This window comes from Janthinobacterium sp. LM6 (assembly GCF_002002885.1).
GTDB classification, from domain to species: Bacteria; Pseudomonadota; Gammaproteobacteria; order Burkholderiales; family Burkholderiaceae_D; genus Janthinobacterium; species Janthinobacterium kumbetense.
In genome coordinates this window covers 3,070,322-3,086,246 of record NZ_CP019510.1, presented here as the reverse complement: position 1 = coordinate 3,086,246, position 15,925 = coordinate 3,070,322, and the positions used below count along the sequence as shown (strand labels likewise).

The following is a 15,925-nucleotide window of genomic DNA, read 5'->3' as shown; positions in this document are numbered from 1 at the left end:
GCGCTTCCTCCTGGCTGTGGACTGGCTGGGTGGGCGCATGCGAGCCCGAAGTGCCAGTCTGGCGGCAGGAGAATTACGCGTCTGTACGCGAACGAACGCAGAACCCCGCTTGGCGCCTATCCTTTGCGCAAGCGCAAACCGCGCCGGGTCGTGCCGACGCCCCCCTGCGCCGCGTAACCCGTGTGGCGCGCGCAATGGTCGAGCGCCTGGCGCAGGGCCGTATCGACGTTGCGCAGCGACATGTCGTGCCGTTCGGCCACTTCCTGGCGGGTCAGCTCGTCCACGCGCAGCGCTTCGAGCACTTGCCGGTGGCGCCGCGGCAACAGCTCGACGGCCTGCGCCAGCCGGCGCACGTCCGCCTGCAGCTCGGCCAGGCGTTCCGGCCCGGCCGCCGTATCGGCGAGGAAATCGACGAGGCCGGCGGCGCCATCGTCACCGCCCTCGTCCGCATACAGCCAGGCACGGTTGCGGCGCAGGCTGTCCATGGCCGCATTGCACGCCACGCGAAACACATAGGCGACGGGGCTGTGCGCCAGCGCCGCGCCATCCCCGGCCGTCAGCCCGCCCAGCCGCAGCCAGGCGTCGTGCAGGCTGTCGCTGGCCAGCTCGGCGCAACCGAGGTGGCGCGCCAGGCGCCGGTGCAGGCCCGCGTAATTGCTTTCCAGCACAGCCTGCAGCCGGGCGCCCTGCCCTGGCGCCGCCGCCATGTCGTTGGCCGCCGGCAAACGGGGCCGGATGGCGGGCCGGAACCTCGCCATGCCTGCAGGCCCCATGGCACCCGCCATGCGCAGGGGCAAGGATTCGCCCAAGCGGGCCATCATGGCGACAGCCTGCTGCGCTCTTGCGCCGTCAGCTGGCGCGTGGCCGATTCCGGCAGCGCGCCCAGGCCCAGCACGCGCACGGCGCTGCGCGGGTTGTAATCGGCCGCCTCGCTGCGCGCGCCATCCTGCGGCGCCGCTTGCGCGCTGTCGGGCGGCGCGTCGCTGCCAAAGCCCAGCACGCGCACCGTGAACACGGATGGCTGCGCGGAACGGGTGGCGGCGCGCTCGCGCTGCACCACGTCCTGCGCCGCCGCCGTCGCCTGGGAAGCGGCCGCGCTGGCGTTGGTCATGGCCGCCACGTTGACGGACGCCGCCGTCGGCATGCCCTTCGCTTCGCCCTTGACCTGGATGTTCGCCGCGTTCATCACCTTCAGCGCGGCCAGGTTGACGTTGCCCGAAACGCGGATGCCCGCCTCGCCCGCGTCGATGGTGCCCAGCGGGGCCAGCAAGTCCACGTCGCCGGCCGGCACTTCCGCGATCGGCGCCAGCGTGGCGATGCCGGCGCCCGTGCTCGGCACGTCGGACGACAGGGTCACATTGCCCCAGTTGTCATACACGCGCTTGGGCGGCGTGTAGACGATGGTCGACTTCGAGCCGCGCCCCGCATTGATGTCGCCCTGCGACGACCAGCCCAGGATATCGCCGCCGAACGTCGTCATGATGCGGCTCTGGCCCAGCAGGATGCTGGCGTGCGAGAACAGGTCGATATTGCCGCCGCCCTTGGTGATGACGCCCGAAGTCGACGGCGGCGCCTCGCCTTCGATGCCGAACACCTGCTTGCCGCCCGGCGTCAGCAGCTCGATGTCGCCGCCGAAGTTGGTGTGCACGTAGCCGCTGCGGGCAACCATGCGGTCGTTTTTTCCCGAGTCCGAGTTGAAGAGACCAACCGTGCCGCGGTACATGGTGATGTCGCCCGCATACGAAATTGCCTTGCCGCTGGCGTCCGTGGCCGGCGCCAGGGCCGCGATGGCGTTGCGGCTGCGCAGGAAACTGCCGTAGCGGGCGCTGTCGGCATCGTTGAACTCGCGCCCGCCCGCCTTCAGTTCCGCGAAATACACCTGGCGGGCGAACACGCGCTGCTGCGGCTCGGCCAAGGCGAGATAAAAGGCCTGCGCCTCGGCGGCCGTGCCCTTGAAGCCGTAGCGTTCATTCAGCCAGGTCGTCAATTCGGTCGCGTACGATTTCACCACCTTGCCGGCCTGGTCGGCCAGCGGCACGCCCGTCTGCGCCACGTTCGCCGGGTCAAGATACGGCTTGACGAAGCGCAGATAGTCGAGACCGGCCGCGCCCACGCCCGCCTGCATGGCGATGCCGGCGCCCGGACGCTTGTCGCCAGGAACGATGGGGCCGAGGCTGACGACGCTGCCCTTGTCCTGCATCAATATGTTGCGGCCGGCGCTGATATCGAGGGTGCCAGGACCGGCCACGTTGAAGGAGCTGCCCAGGATGTCGCGCCCGGCCGACACCAGCGACACGTCATACGCATTGTTATGCACGAATAAATTGCTGAGATTCCTGAAGCGCATATCGTTGCCGCCGGCGGTGCCGTCGATGGATTCCAGCAGCGCCGTGCCGCTGCTGACGATATCGCGGCCCGCCTTCATCCAGACCGGTTGCGCCCCCTCGTACCAGGTGATGCCCGCGTGCGCGGCATCGGTGAACTCGACGATACGACCGCTATTGACGCCGATCAAATCGCCGTGGACGGCATAGATGCGCGCCACTTGCGTGCCGCTGTTGGCCGGACCGCTGGCGGAATCGGGGCCGAAGGCGAAGAGCGGATAGCTCGTCCGCGTCGCCGGCGCCCCCGTGCTCGAGACATTGCCGGCCTTTGGCGTGAAATCGGCCTGATTGGCGTTCCAGACCACGAAGGCCGGCTTGAACGGCGTCGCCATGCTGTCCGCACCGGCGCCGGACTGGCTGATGGCATAGCCGCCCGCATAGATGGAATCGCCGGCCAGCCATTCCAGCTGGGCATTCGGCGATGGCGCCAGCACCAGCGGATCGGCATAGCTGGTGGCGCCATTCCAGCTGGCGGTTGCCTTGCCGTAGTACAAGCTGCCGTTCGGCGCCGCGACCCGCACGATGGACGGGTAGACGACGGCCAGGTCGGTGGCCGTGCCGACCGGCGCGGTCAGCGGCGTCATGTTGCCGCCGGCGGAGAACAGGTCGAGCGCCGTGCGCGGCGTCCACAGGCTGAACCAGCTGTAGCCGACGCCCGCCTCGCCCTTGGCGCTGGTGAACGCCGATGCGCTGAACAGGGGCACGCGACCGGGGTCGGCCACATCCTGCAGCACCTGGTCGCCCAGCGTCGCCACGGTGAAGGTGGCGTCGCCCGGCACCAGGGTCATGCCGCCCTGCGGCGTGGCGCGCGTGGCCGTGAAGGCATCGTAGGCCCGCGTTTCCAGCGGCACGTGCTGGGTCGGCTGCGAACCGTATTGCAGCGCCAGGCTGCCCAGTTGCGTGGCCGACGTTTCCGCGTGGCCGCGCAAATCGATCAGCGCGCCATTTAAGTGGCTGAGCCCTGCCGAGCCGGCCGGATTGAGGGCACCCCCCACGCGCAGGTCGAGATCGCCGCCGCCCGTCAGCAGCAGGCTGCCGTCGGCCTGCACGCGGCCCGTGCCGCCGACAGCCAGCAGCAAGCCCTGCGAACGGGGATTGATGCTGCCGTTATAGGAGCTGCCAGTGAGCAAGGTCTGTACGCCCGCGTCGCCCGCCACCTCGGCGCGCAGATTGCCGCCGCCCAAGGTGCCGAAGCCCGTAAAGCCCAGCACGGTGTCGGCCAGGGTATCGCGGCGCGCATAGCTGCCGAAATTGATCCACCACGCCGTCGGCTGGGCCGGGCCGCCCGTGGCCACGCTGCCGCTGCCCTGGCGCCACAGCCAGTTGCCCACTGCCGCCGAATCGGCCATGGCATCCTTGCTGACGGGACGCTCGTTGCTGGCGGCAGGCGCGTCGACCAGCGAACCGCTCAGGTTACCGGCCACCTTCAGCAGCAGATTGCCGCCCTGGTCCGGATACCATGCCCGGTAAATGCTGTCGGCGCCGCCGTCGACCAGGCGCTCATGCGCGCCATCGGGGTTGGCCAGCACCGTGCCGTCCGCATTGCGCGAACGTGGCAGGTTGAACGGGTCACTTGCGGAGGTCGGCGCAGACGACATGCCGGCCGTGTACACGCCGTACAGGCTGTCCACGCGCAGGTCGCCGCCGCTGACCAGGTCCAGGTCGCCCGTGCCCGTGCGCAGCACGCTGTGGCGCAGGCTGGACGGCTTGTAGTTGTAGCTGGGACTGGAGGTGCCGCACCAGGTGGGGTTTTCCTCGCACATGGTTGGCCAGCCCAGGCCGTCCAGGTCGACCACGTCGCCCGCCTTCACGCTGGGGTCCGCGAACTCTTCCGCGCCTGCCTTGGTCCACACGTAGGCCACCTTCAGCACGCACAGGGACGGATCGCCGGCGCAGAATTCCGCCACAGTCTGGCCGAACTGGCTGATGAATTCCTCGGTGATCGGTTCGCCCGCCACGATGCCGGGGATGCCCTCGCGCTCGCCCAGTTCCTGCGCTTCCTTGGTCCAGTACTGTACGCCCTTCGGCGGAACCAGCACGCCATACATGCCGTAATGGCTGTCGGCCAGGCGCAGGGTGGCATGCGCGGGATGCGCCTGCACGCTGCGCGTGTCGGCCGCCTCAAGGTCGGCGCCGGCCACCAGGCGCAGGCCCCACGCTTGCGAACCTTCGGCCAGCATGGGCGCGATGGCCCACAGCTTGCCCTGGCTGCCCGCCACTTCCGGGCGCAACTGGATAGACTCCACATTGGGCATCAGCTTGACGTCCGTGCCGGACGGAATCAATGCACCCACGGCCAGCGCCAGATTGCCATCAAGTACGAAGACGCCGCGTTCGCCGGCCACGCCAGGCAGCGGCACGCCCTTGGGCCAGGTCATGGCGCGCACCTTGACCGCATGCGCCAGCACGCTGCCCGCGTCGAGGCGCATGCCAGGCGTAAACACTTGTTCCGTCGCCAGCAGGCTGCCGGCCGCGTGGACGATATTGCCGGCGCTGTCGCGCACGGCGGCGGCCAGCACGGTGCCGGCCCGCACCGTCATGGGCTGGTCGAGGGTGACGGCCACGGGCAGGCGCGTATTGGCGAGCAGATTGAAGCCCTTGACGGGTAAGTCGTAATTGAGCGCGATACCGCCCGGGAACAAGGTGCCATCGGCCACGGTCACGCCCTGGCCCGGCACGATGACGTCGCTGCCGTTGATGTCGCGCCCCGGCAGCAAGATCCAGCCCTTGTCATCCTGGGTGGCGGGCGGCGGCGCGAAGCCGTCGTTGATGCTGCCGTAGATGCTCAAATCGCCGCCGGCGCGCAGCAGCAGGCTGCCGACCTCGCCCGAACCGCGCACAGCCGTGTGCAGGAAGCGCGGGTTCAGGCTGGCGTAGCGCATGCCCGACAAATCCAGGTCGCCCCGCACCACCAGGTCGCCGTCTGGCGTCTTGCTGACGATATCGACACCGGGACGCAAGTGCAGCGCCTCGGCATACGCGGCCGTGTTCAAGCCCGCCAGCTTGATATTGCGCAAGTTCGTGTTCGCCAGGGCCGCATCGATGAAGGCCGTGCTGTCCGCATGCTTGCTGTCAAGATATGCCTGGTCGATCACCTGGTACGGCCGGCCGCTGGCCGACAGGTCCGTGGCGTAGGCCGCGTCGTCGTAGCGCTGCATGGCGTTGACGGCGATCGATTTCGCGCCGCGCACGGTGAAACCGCCGCCAGCACGGACGTCGACGTCGCCAAACGTGGCCGCATCAATATCCGTGCGGGAACCGCCGCTGCCCAGGCGCGGCGCGCTCAGTTCCAGCGTGCCGCGCGCGGCGCCGTCGTGTTCGCCCTTGCCCTTGCCGGCCACGGCCGCCGTGCCGTGGCGCACGTCGATCTGCGCGCCGCCCGCCAGGCTCAAGGCGCCCTCGCCCCCGTTCAATTCCACCGTGGCCCGGTTCGGGCTGTCGATGATCTTGCCATAACTGTCGACGCGCAAGAGCGTGCCATGCGCATCGAGCACGGCGTTATCGGCCAAGGTAACGCCATGCTTGCCGGCCAGGCGGATGCTGCCCACGCGCTCGCCGCTGGCGTCGATCACGCCGGCCACCGTCAGGCGGCCATTGTCGACGGACACCTGCACCTCGCCCGCCTTGAGTTCATTGCCGATGGTCAAGTCGCCCTGTTTCAGCTGGAAGCTGCGTCCGCCCGTCACGCCGCCTTCCGTCAGCCGCGTGTTCAACGAAGCGAACTGGCTGTCCAAGCTACCGCCCGCGCCCAGCGTCTGCGCGCGCACGTCCACGCTGCCCTTCTTGTACGGCACGACGGTGCCGCCCGCGTCGTAGCTGCCGCTGGCGCCGCCGAGTATCTTGCCCTGCAAATCGACCATGCCGGCCGCGCCGTCGAGCGCCACGGCCTTCAGGCTGCCGGCGCGGTTGTTCACGGCAGACAGGTCGATCACGCTGCCCGCGCCCTGGCGGATGTCGCCGGCGCGGCTGTCCAGCGTCACGTCGCCGCCCCAGCTGTATTTATCCACTTCAAAGAAGGTGCTCTTGCGGCCCGCCATGTCGATGCGCGCGCCGTCGGCCACGGTGATGTCGTGCTGCGCGCTGATCGTCAACTTGCCGCTTGGCAACACCACGGCCGTCGCCACGCTCACGCTGTCGCCGTGCAAGGCCAGCTGGGCGCCCAGTCCATCGGTATTCTTGACGGGCGCGGCCGGCGCCGCACCGGCCGGCGCCGCCACCGTCAGCGCGCCGCCCGCCGTGTAGCTGTGCGCGGAACCGGCGTCGCCCGTCAGCAGCGGCGTGGTGATATGGAGGTTGCCGCCGCTGTACTGGTAGCCCTTGCCCGTTTCATAGGCGCCCTGCGCCTGGTAGACGGACAGGCTGCCCTTGTGATTGGCCGTGACCTGGCCCGACGCTTTCAGGTTGACGTAGCCAAAACCCAGCGCCAGGCGGTCGAACGAATCGACGCCGGCCGGCTGCGTGAACGGGCCGAAGCCGAAATCGATGCGCTCCGCTTCCAGATTCAGGGTGCCGCTGCCCGTGCCGGCGCCGCGCGTAATCACATTGCCGGCCGGCGACAGGGCGCCGCCCCAGATCAGGTTAGCCGTGCGGATGGTCGCCACGGCATCGGCGCCGCCCTGGCCGTACATGGCCGGCGTGGTCAGCACCAGGCGTTCCAGCGTCGATTTGCCGCTCGTCTTGTCGTAGGTGTCGAGCAGCACGTCGCCATAGAAATTGACGCTGTCGGCCGCGCTCAGCATCAGCGCCTGCAGGGCCGGCGCGCCCGTGCTGGTGTCGCCGCGCAGCAGGCGGTCCAGCACGCCCTGGTTCATGGCCAGGCCGCTCGAACGCGTGCCGTTGGCCTGGGCCGCCGCCAGCGCCTCGCTGCTGCCCATGTTGATGGCGCCCACGGCCAGGCTCAGGTTGCGCGTGCCGTAGCGGGCCGAGTTATCGAGTTCAAAACTGCCGTTCGTCGACATCAGCAAGGTGCCTTCCGAATACAGGCTGGCTGTTCCTTTGTCCGCGCAGGCGTCGCCGCACACGCCGACGCTGATGCCGCCGCGCGCCGAACCTCCGACCGGCGCCACATTCATCAAGCCGTTCGAGGCGGCCAGCATGTGGATACCCGCATTGCTCTGGTAAACAAAGCCGTCGTTGGCGTCATAGGCCACCTTGCCGCGTCCCAAGGTGTTGATGCCCGCGCCGGGCGCGATATCGATCAGGCCGGCCGTCCATTCGATATTCCACGGGTCGCGCGCCAGCAGCAGCACTTCCGGCGCCGACAGGACGGCGCCGCTGCGCAGATAGATGTTATGCGCCTGCGCCGTGCCAAAGCTGATGTAGTTGCCGCCCTGACCATAGATGACGATGGGGCTGGAACCGACGACGATGCGCGCCGCACCGATCGCGTTCAGGCTGGCGGCGTGCAGCGTCACGCCGCCGAAGTCCGGCGTGGCCGATGCGCCGTCGGCGACGATTTCAATGTCTTCGGGGCCGCCCGGGATCACCGACACGGTGCCGCCAAAGCCGCCCGTGGCGGCAGCGAACTTGCCCGTGCCGTCGAACTGGAAGGCGTCGATGCCGGCGCCTGGCGCCAGCTGCAGCTTGAGCGTCTTCGCATCGGCCGGCAGCAGCGGACGGGGTATGCCGCGCGTTTGCGCATCGGCCAGGGCAAACGCGGCATAGCCGGTCTCGTTGTACTGGGAATACGTGCGCAAGACCTTGGCCGGCGTGAGTATCAGCTGGCTGGCCAGCGGCGCGCGGATATCCGTGCCAGCGATCGACAGGGTGCCGGGCGCGGCCCAGGAACCGTTGCGCAGCGGCTGCGCCAGGGTGGTGCTTGCCCCCTGGCCCGCCAGGCCGTTCAACTCCACGCGGAAGGCGCCCGGCAGCAAGGCATAGGTCGAGGGCATCAGGGTATAGGTGCCGGCAGGCAAGCCTGGCACGCCCTTGCCTATCGTTACCTGCCGGCCGATGGCCGGATCGGCAGCGCCCTTTTCGCCGCCGGCGGGCGCCTGCGGCGCTTGCGCGCCGGGCACGATGGCGTACACGGGGTTGGTCGCCAGGCCCGGCAAGACGAAGCCGCCATTCGCGCCCACCTGCAGCAGCGGATGATAGCGCGCATCGGTGGAGCCGCCGCGCCCGGAAATGAAGCCGGCGCCCGTCAGTTCGCCGCCGCCGGACAGGTCGAGCAGCGCGCCCGGCTTGACGGCCACCTCCACGCTGGCGATATCGATGCCGACGCGCATGACGCCGTTGACGGCGGCGCCGCCGACGCCGATAAACTCCGTCTTCTTGCCATCGACATTCCAGCTCTGCCCATCGGCGGTGCCGCCATACGGCATGACCATGCCGGCGGCGCTGACGGAAGTAATACTTCCAGGCAACAAATTGATGCTCAGGCTATTCTCGCTCGCAAAAGTACCGACGCCCAGATTGATGAGGCCCAGCGGCGCGCGCACGATGCCGCCCTGCTCGATGTGCGCGGCGCCGAACTGCAGCATGCCAAAGGCCGAATACGGCACGGCGGGGATGGTGTCCGTGCTGCGCGCGATGGTCAGCGTGCGCTTCGGATCGTAGCTGATATTGCCCAGCGTTGTGCCCACGCCCGCGCGCACGGCGGCGCCGGCGCCCGCTTCCGGATACAGCTGGGCCGCGCTGAGGGTCATGTCGCCCTGCGTGGACAGCACCGTCGTCGGCTGGTTGCCATCCCAGCCCAGCGGGGACAGCAGGAAACGCAGGTCGCCGCGGCTGGTCAGGCGCACGTCGTCGGCGACGATATTGACCAGGCCGCGCACATCGATCAGGTCGCCTTCAAAGCCGATCTGCCTGGCGACCGGCGTTTGCCCCGCCGTGCCTGGTCTGACATAGAAATCGCGTCCGACCGGCTTGATGCTGGCCAGGCGCACATACGGCGCCGCCACCTTGACGCGCGCGTCGGACGAACTGCCGGGGGCCAGCGCCGGCGCGCCATACAGCTGGAAGCTCTGCTGCATTTTCAGCGCCACGTCGCCGCCAAAGGTGACGGCGCCGAGCAGGGCCAGGTTGCCGAAGCCGCCCGCGTCCACCTGCTCCACCGACAAGCGGCCATGGCCGTACTGGAGTGCCTGCTCGCCATCCTGCGCACTGATACCTTCGGCCAGGTCGCTGGCAAGCTGGCGCTGCGTGAGGATCAGCTGGCGTCCCTGCAATACCCTGGCCTGCGCCAGCTCCTTGCGGTATTCGGGCGAACCCGTGGCCACGGACAGGGTGCCGCCCGCCGCGCCCGCGCCGCCCGCCCTGGCCAGCAGCTGGCCATCGAGGTACAAGCCGTTGTTCGACGCCAGCGCGATGCTGCCGCCCGCGCTGGCCACGTCGACGGCCGCGCCGTTCACGTCCAGCACGGCGTGCGCGCCGGACGCATCGAGCACGGCGCCGTCGCGCACGACGACGAACAGGCTGGCCGCCGACGTGCTGCCCTGTGCATGGTCGATCTCGCCGCCGATGACGATGCTGCCGCCATCGATCACCTTGCCGTAGCGCCGGCCCTGCACGTCCGTTGCCGTGACGGCGCGCGCGGCCACGTCGAGCACGGCGTTCTCGCCTATCCACAGGGAACGGCCATGGCCTGCCGCCTCCACCGCTTCGGAGACGTTCACGTCGACGCCCACGCCGCCCAGGCTGATCTTGCCGCCCCAGGCGTTCAGCCGGCCTTCCACCGTCAGCTGGCCCACGCTGGCCAGTTTTATAGCCTGGCCAGCATCGACGCTCACGACGGCGCCCTTGCCTATCAGCAACTCGGCGCTGGCCATGTCGGCCGCGCCGGACTGGATATCGCCCACCTGCAGGGCCAGGCTGGCACCCTTGCGCTGCGTCAAGGTGCCCTTCAGCGGATTTTCCGTGACCTGCTCCGGCATCCACAAGGCCAGTTTCTCGTTGTCCACCACGCGCAGCACGGGCATGCGCACGTCGACCCGCGTGCCGTCCGCGACCGTCAAGCCCTGCTTGCCGACCAGGCTGTAGCTGGAAAAGCCCTTGTCGAAGAAGTCGCCGCCCAGTTGCAGGGTGCCGGCCCCGGGTTTTTCAATGTCGCCAATGACGATCTTGTTCGCCTGCAATTCGAGCTTGCCGCCGCCCGCCACGCCATGGCCGCGCACTTGCGCGCCCTCGCCCAGCAGCAAATCGGCCTTGGCCCCATAGCTGGCCAGGGTCACGTTGCCGCCCTTGCCGCCCTGCTGTTTCGCCTGAGAAAGAATTGCCGCGCCCGCGCTGACGTCGACCAGGCTGCCGCTGCCGATGCGCACGTCGCCGTTCGCCCGCAGCGTGACATTGCCGCCATTGATATATGGCAAACCGGCGGCGGCCAGCGGGTCGCGCAGCACGTTATTCAACAGGCCGCTGGTGTCGAGCGTGACGCCGCCGGCCAGCAGCAGCTTGCCCCCTGGCCCGCCCGGGTTGACGACCGTATCGACCATGCCCAGCGCGCCGACCTGGTTCAGCACATTGCCGGCCAGGATGCTGCCGCCATGGCTGCGCAGGCTGGCATTGATGGCCACATCCTTGCCGTACAGGGTGATATTGCCGCCATCGGCCACCTGCAGCGCGCTGTCGACCGTGATGGCGCCTTTCGCGGCGAGGCGGATGGCGCCCAGTTGCTGCTCATTCAGCAAGGCGGTATCGAGCAGCAGCTTGCCCTGGCGCTCTGAAGCCAGCACGCCTGTCACGTCGAGGCCGGCCGCGATGCCGTCCTGCACGCGCGTCAGGCGCACCTCGTCCATGACGGCCGACAGCACATGCTGCAGCACGCCCGTGCGCTTGTCGAACATCGGCTGATACTGGCCGACGATCAATTGCCCCCGCTGCGCGGCGGCCAGCTGCGACTGCTGATAGCCATCGAGCAGCGCCTGCGGCGCCTGTGCCTGGCGCTCGCCCTGGAAGACGTCGCCCGCGATGCCCCCTTCCAGCACGGCCGACCCCGTCGCCACCACCAGCTTGCCCGCGTCGCGGCCCACCGTGTAGCCGTTTTCCAGGCGCTTTTGCGCGGCGATCAATGGATTGGCGTAAAAGGCGCTGGCATCCTTGCCCCAGCGCGCATGCTCTTCCTCGTAACCCTTGTACACGCCCGCATACGGCAAGTCGGCGGGCGCGCTGCCTGCCTCATACAGCTTGCCGTCCGCGCCTTTCAGCCAGGTCTGGCGCAGCGCCCCCGTCTGCACGTCCAGCGTGCCGCCCGACAGGTTGATGGCGGAGCCGGCCTGCGTGACGATGTCCTTGCCGCCGAAGGTGACCGTGCCGCCCTGCGCCATCCATTCGCTGACGGAATGACCCTGCGTGCCCAGGTAGCCGGCCACTTCCAGCAAGCCGCCGGCCGTGTACCAGCGGTCGCTGTCGTAGCCGTTCGTGCCTTTCGGCACGAACACCAGCTTGCGGCGGTCGACCCAGATATTGTTATTGATCAAGGCCTTGCCGTCGCGGTTGACGGGCGCGTCGCGCTGCTCGTTGCCCTGCACGTTGATCTCGACATTGTTCGCTTCCATCGCAACCTTCACGCCCACGGCGCCGGAAACGTCGAGCTGGGCGCCGTCGCGCAGCAGGCTGCGGCTGGCCGCGTTGACGGCGATCTGGCCGCCCGTGGCCAGGGTCAGCGAGTCGCCAAGGAATTCCACCGTGCCGGCGCTGCCGATCTCGATGCGCGACTGGTCGCGGCGGTCGTTGACGACCGAGATATTCTGGTCTGTCGCCACGGCCGGGCCGCGCATGGCGTCGCGCTGGCTGTCGAGCGCCGTCGTCTTGCCGTCATCCTCGACGAGGATGGCCGTGGTGGCGCCGCGCCCCACGCTGACAGCGGCGTCGCTGCCCAGGGCATTGAGGTGGATGGTGCCGCGCGTGGCCGTGGTGGTGGACGCCAGCAGCACGCCGTCCTGCTGCACCGTGCGCCCGGCCAGGGTGACGTCGCCTTCGCGCGCCTGGATCAGGCCCGTGTTGACGACCTTGCCCGCCGTGCTGCCGGCCGCGAACTGCGGCGTGACTTCGCTGCCGCGCGTGGTCGACAGCGGATTGCCATCCGTGCCCACGCCTTTTTTAATGGTAAAGCTGTCGCCGGCGGCCAGCAGGGCCTGACCTTTCGGCGTGCTGATTTCGCCCCCGTTGTGCACTTCCTTGCCCAGCAGCATCACATAACCGCCGCCTTCCGTGCTGCCCTTGGGCGCATTGCTGGCGATGCGCGCTCCCGCCTGCACCTGCACCTTGCCGGCCGCATCGGTCAACGTCGTGGCGCCGGCCGTGCCGGGGCTGTAGATGCCGTTTTTCTGGAATTGCGCGTCGCTGATGCGGGCCGCGGCCGCCACCAGGCTGCGCGTGTCGACCTGGCTCGCGCCGTTGAAGACGATGCCGTTGCGGTTGACCAGCAGCAGCGTGCCGTCGGCCTTGATCTGGCCCTGGATCTGGCTGGGACGGGCTTGCGGATCGTTGACCCGGTTCAGCACGGCCCAATCCTTTTGTTGCTGGAACGTCAATGTCGTATCCTTGCCGACGTTAAACGTTTCCCAGTTCAGGATGGCCTTGTCCGCCGTCTGCTGCACCACCACGGCCGTCTTGCCGTTCGCGACCGTCTGCACGGGCGCCTGGGCGTTGAGCCAGCCGGCCGTCAGGCTGTTGGTGTCGACCTGCAAGCCGCCTTTCACGAGGCCATCGGGTGCGCCGGGCACGCCGGCCGCCGCCTGGCGCGCCTGCGCCTGGGCCGCTTGCTGCGCGGCGATGGCGCGCGCGGCCAGGTTCAGGTTGTTGAGCGAGCGCTGCAACTGCTGATTTGCCTGCTGTTGCTGTCCCTCGGGTCGGCTGCCCAGCGGCAGCGGCTGGCCATTCGGCAGGCGGCCCGAAGTGGCCGCCGTATTTTGCGCCGCGCCCTTGGCCGCGAACCAGCCGCCGCTGAACGCCTGCTGCGCGCGGGCCGGCGTGACAAAGGCGCCCGCCATCAGCATGGTGGTCAGTGCGTAGGCGAGGGGCGTGAGCCGCAAGCGGCTGCCCAGCGTGGAGGACCGCTGCGCGCCCGTGTCGACGTTCGGGACTGGGCGCTGGGCAGTGTGAAGCTTGGTCATGGCAATGGTTTCCTGGCTAGAGAGTAGGGAACGGAGCCTGGCGGTAGCGCAAGCGTCCATGCCTCCATGACGTAGCCGGATGGCGGAAGGGATAATGTTTTTTGAAAAATATTTTCAAATATTTTCAAATAGGCCTGCCAAAGGGAAACCTGGAATCAGCGGAAATCAGCTGAGCAGCACGATGCCGCCCGGCAAACTGGTCATTTGCGCGCCGTACAGGTCGCGTATCATCGCCAGCGCGCCATCGGTTTGCCCGATGGAAAAACGCATGCGCACGAGGCGGCGGCCCAGCTCGGCATTGCGCAGCACCACCCGGCCCGGCCGGTAGCGGTTGATTTCATCGACGACTTCGGCCAGCGGCTTGCCGACAAACGACAGCGCGCCCGTGCGCCACGCGCTGGCCTCGCCCTTTGGTGCGGCCGTGGCGGCCTGCACGCCGCGGTCGTCGTAGACCAGTTGCTGCCCAGCATCGAGGGTCTGGCGGCGCTGCTGCCAGACGACTTCCACTGCGCCCGCCAGGCAGGTGACGCAGATGGCGTCGTCCGTGTGGCGCACATTGAAGCGGGCCGACTGCGCCAATAAACGCCCCGCGCCCGCCAGCACCGACACGGGCTGGCGCGCGCCGCTGGCGAGGATTTCCGCCTCGCCGCCCAGCAGTTCGATGGCTTCCGGCGCCCGCACATCGATGCGCGTCTGCGTATTCATCTGCACCGTCATCTGCTGCGACAGGGCCAGTTGCCGCTGTTCGCCCGTGCCCGTGCGGTAGTCGGCATTCAATTCCTGCAGCGACGGCCAGGCGCCCAGCGGCGGGCGCAAGGCCAGCACGGCCACGCCGGCCGCCAGCGCGCCGCCGAGGAAGGCCCGGCGCCCGGGGCGCGCCGGGAACGCCAGCACGTTCGCCCGCTGCGGCGCGGCGGCGGCGCGGGTCAAGGCGGGATCGAGCGCCTGCCATACTTGCCTGAGTTCACGCCAGGCGCGCGCATGCGCGGGGCTGCGCGCGCACCAGGCGCGCAAGGCGTCGGCATCGGCCTGCGTGAAATCGTCGCCGCGCAGCCGCGCCCACCAGGCGGCGGCTTGCCGGCCGATGGCAGCATCGCCGTCGGCGGTATTGGAAGGGTCGCGTGGATCGCGGTCAGGAGCAGTCATGAGATTCATCAATATTTACGGCGGCCCGACACATCGCTGCGCTGGGCGGCATCGGCGTCGGCCATGCACGTTTTACAGTGTTGCATGGCGGCCTGCAATTCTTTCTTCACCATCGCCACGGAAATGCCGAAGCGCTCGGCGATTTCCGCATTCAGCATGCCGTCGATGCGCGCCGCCGTCAGGATGGCGCGGCGGCGCGGCGACAGGCCCGCCAGCGCCGCGTCGAGCGCCTGCACATCGAGCCGCGCCGAGACGATGCGCGCCGGGTCGCTGATGTCGTCGCCCACCTCGTCGGCCAGGTGCATCAGCTCTTCGCGTTCGCGCTCGGTGACGATGATGCGGTCGCGGCGGTAAGCATCGGTGGCGATATTGGCCGCCATGCGCAGCAGATAGGCGTCGGGGTTGTGGACGGGCGCGGCGGCGGGACCGGGCGCCACCATCGCTTCGAGGCGCAGCCAGGTTTCCTGCAGCGCATCGGCCGCATGGTGCTTGCAGCCGACGACCCTTTCCAGGCGCCAGCGCAGCACGGCGTAGCGCGAACTGAGGTGGCGTTTCAGCCTGGTGCGCAGGTCGGGCATGCTCATGGCGCGTTTCTGCCCGGCGCGGCGGCGCAATCGACTTCGCTGCCCGGGCCTTGCGGCAGCAGCAGGATGGAGACGGGCTGCGGCATCGACGGCAGCGGCGCCATGCCCACGCGCATGCCTAGCACCACGCGCGCAATCGCCGTGTCGCGCGCGCGCAAGCCCGTGCTGTCGAGCAGGTGCACGCGCTCCACCACGCCGGCGCGGTTCAGATACAGCTGCAGCGCCAGCCGGTAGCCGCCGGGACGCGTCTGCGTCGCGCGGCACAGCAGCCCCAGCAACACGTGCTGCAGGCGGCTGACATATGCCAGATGGTCGCCGCCGCCCTGCACGGCGCCCGGGATGTCGGCGGCGGCCACGACGGCGGCCTGCGGCAGCTCCGCCGTGGCGGCAGCGCCAGCGCCGGCCGGGGCGTACACGATGACGGCTTGCGCGTCGGACAGGCGCGATTGCAAACCCGTTCCTTCCAGCAAGGCTTGCAGGGCCGCGCCGGCCGCATGGGCGCCGCGCACGGCGCCCGACTGGCGCTGCGCATAGCGCTGGTCCATCAGCACGGCGATGCCCGTGCGGCGGCTGTACAGGTCCAGCGCGTCGCCCAGGTTTTGCGCAGCGATATCGAACTGCAGCACGGGGCCGTCGACCGGCTGCGCCCGCACCGGCCCCGCCGCGGCCAGGAAACCCAGCAAAACCAGGTATCCCGCCAGCGCAAGCACATGGACGGATGCCGGGCTGCCTGTCATATCGCTATCGAGTCGCTATC

The 15,925-nt window shown here is 69.0% G+C and carries 5 protein-coding genes; all 5 read right to left on the bottom strand.

What is annotated here, in order from left to right; genetic code table 11:
- Positions 1-116: 116 nt before the first annotated feature.
- Positions 117-821 (bottom strand): sigma-70 family RNA polymerase sigma factor, encoded by a 705-nt coding sequence (locus tag BZG29_RS13690; protein WP_077403590.1) that lies wholly within the window; start codon positions 819-821, stop codon positions 117-119.
- On the bottom strand, positions 818-13,438 hold the full coding sequence (locus tag BZG29_RS13685) for a filamentous haemagglutinin family protein (RefSeq protein WP_077403587.1): 12,621 nt from the start codon (positions 13,436-13,438) through the stop codon (positions 818-820). The genes BZG29_RS13690 and BZG29_RS13685 overlap by 4 nt, the downstream gene beginning before the upstream one ends.
- 165 nt (positions 13,439-13,603) lie before the next feature.
- Positions 13,604-14,584 carry a FecR domain-containing protein gene (locus BZG29_RS13680; protein WP_077403583.1) on the bottom strand — a complete coding sequence of 327 codons (981 nt, stop codon included), beginning with the start codon at positions 14,582-14,584 and terminating at the stop codon, positions 13,604-13,606.
- An 8-nt stretch (positions 14,585-14,592) separates the two neighbouring features.
- A complete protein-coding gene (locus BZG29_RS13675; protein WP_150130903.1) occupies positions 14,593-15,168 on the bottom strand; it encodes an RNA polymerase sigma factor in 576 nt (191 codons plus the stop codon).
- Entirely contained in the window at positions 15,165-15,905 is a 741-nt protein-coding gene (locus tag BZG29_RS13670) for a hypothetical protein (protein ID WP_150130902.1), read from the bottom strand. The genes BZG29_RS13675 and BZG29_RS13670 overlap by 4 nt, the downstream gene beginning before the upstream one ends.
- Positions 15,906-15,925 lie beyond the last annotated feature (20 nt).

Bases quoted from the DNA above. Each gene is read 5' to 3' on its own strand.
- BZG29_RS13680 (WP_077403583.1), bottom strand. From the start codon at position 14,584: ATGACTGCTCCTGACCGCGATCCACGCGACCCTTCCAATACCGCCGAC.
- BZG29_RS13670 (WP_150130902.1), bottom strand. From the start codon at position 15,905: ATGACAGGCAGCCCGGCATCCGTCCATGTGCTTGCGCTGGCGGGATAC.
- BZG29_RS13690 (WP_077403590.1), bottom strand. From the start codon at position 821: ATGATGGCCCGCTTGGGCGAATCCTTGCCCCTGCGCATGGCGGGTGCC.
- BZG29_RS13685 (WP_077403587.1), bottom strand. From the start codon at position 13,438: ATGACCAAGCTTCACACTGCCCAGCGCCCAGTCCCGAACGTCGACACG.
- BZG29_RS13675 (WP_150130903.1), bottom strand. From the start codon at position 15,168: ATGAGCATGCCCGACCTGCGCACCAGGCTGAAACGCCACCTCAGTTCG.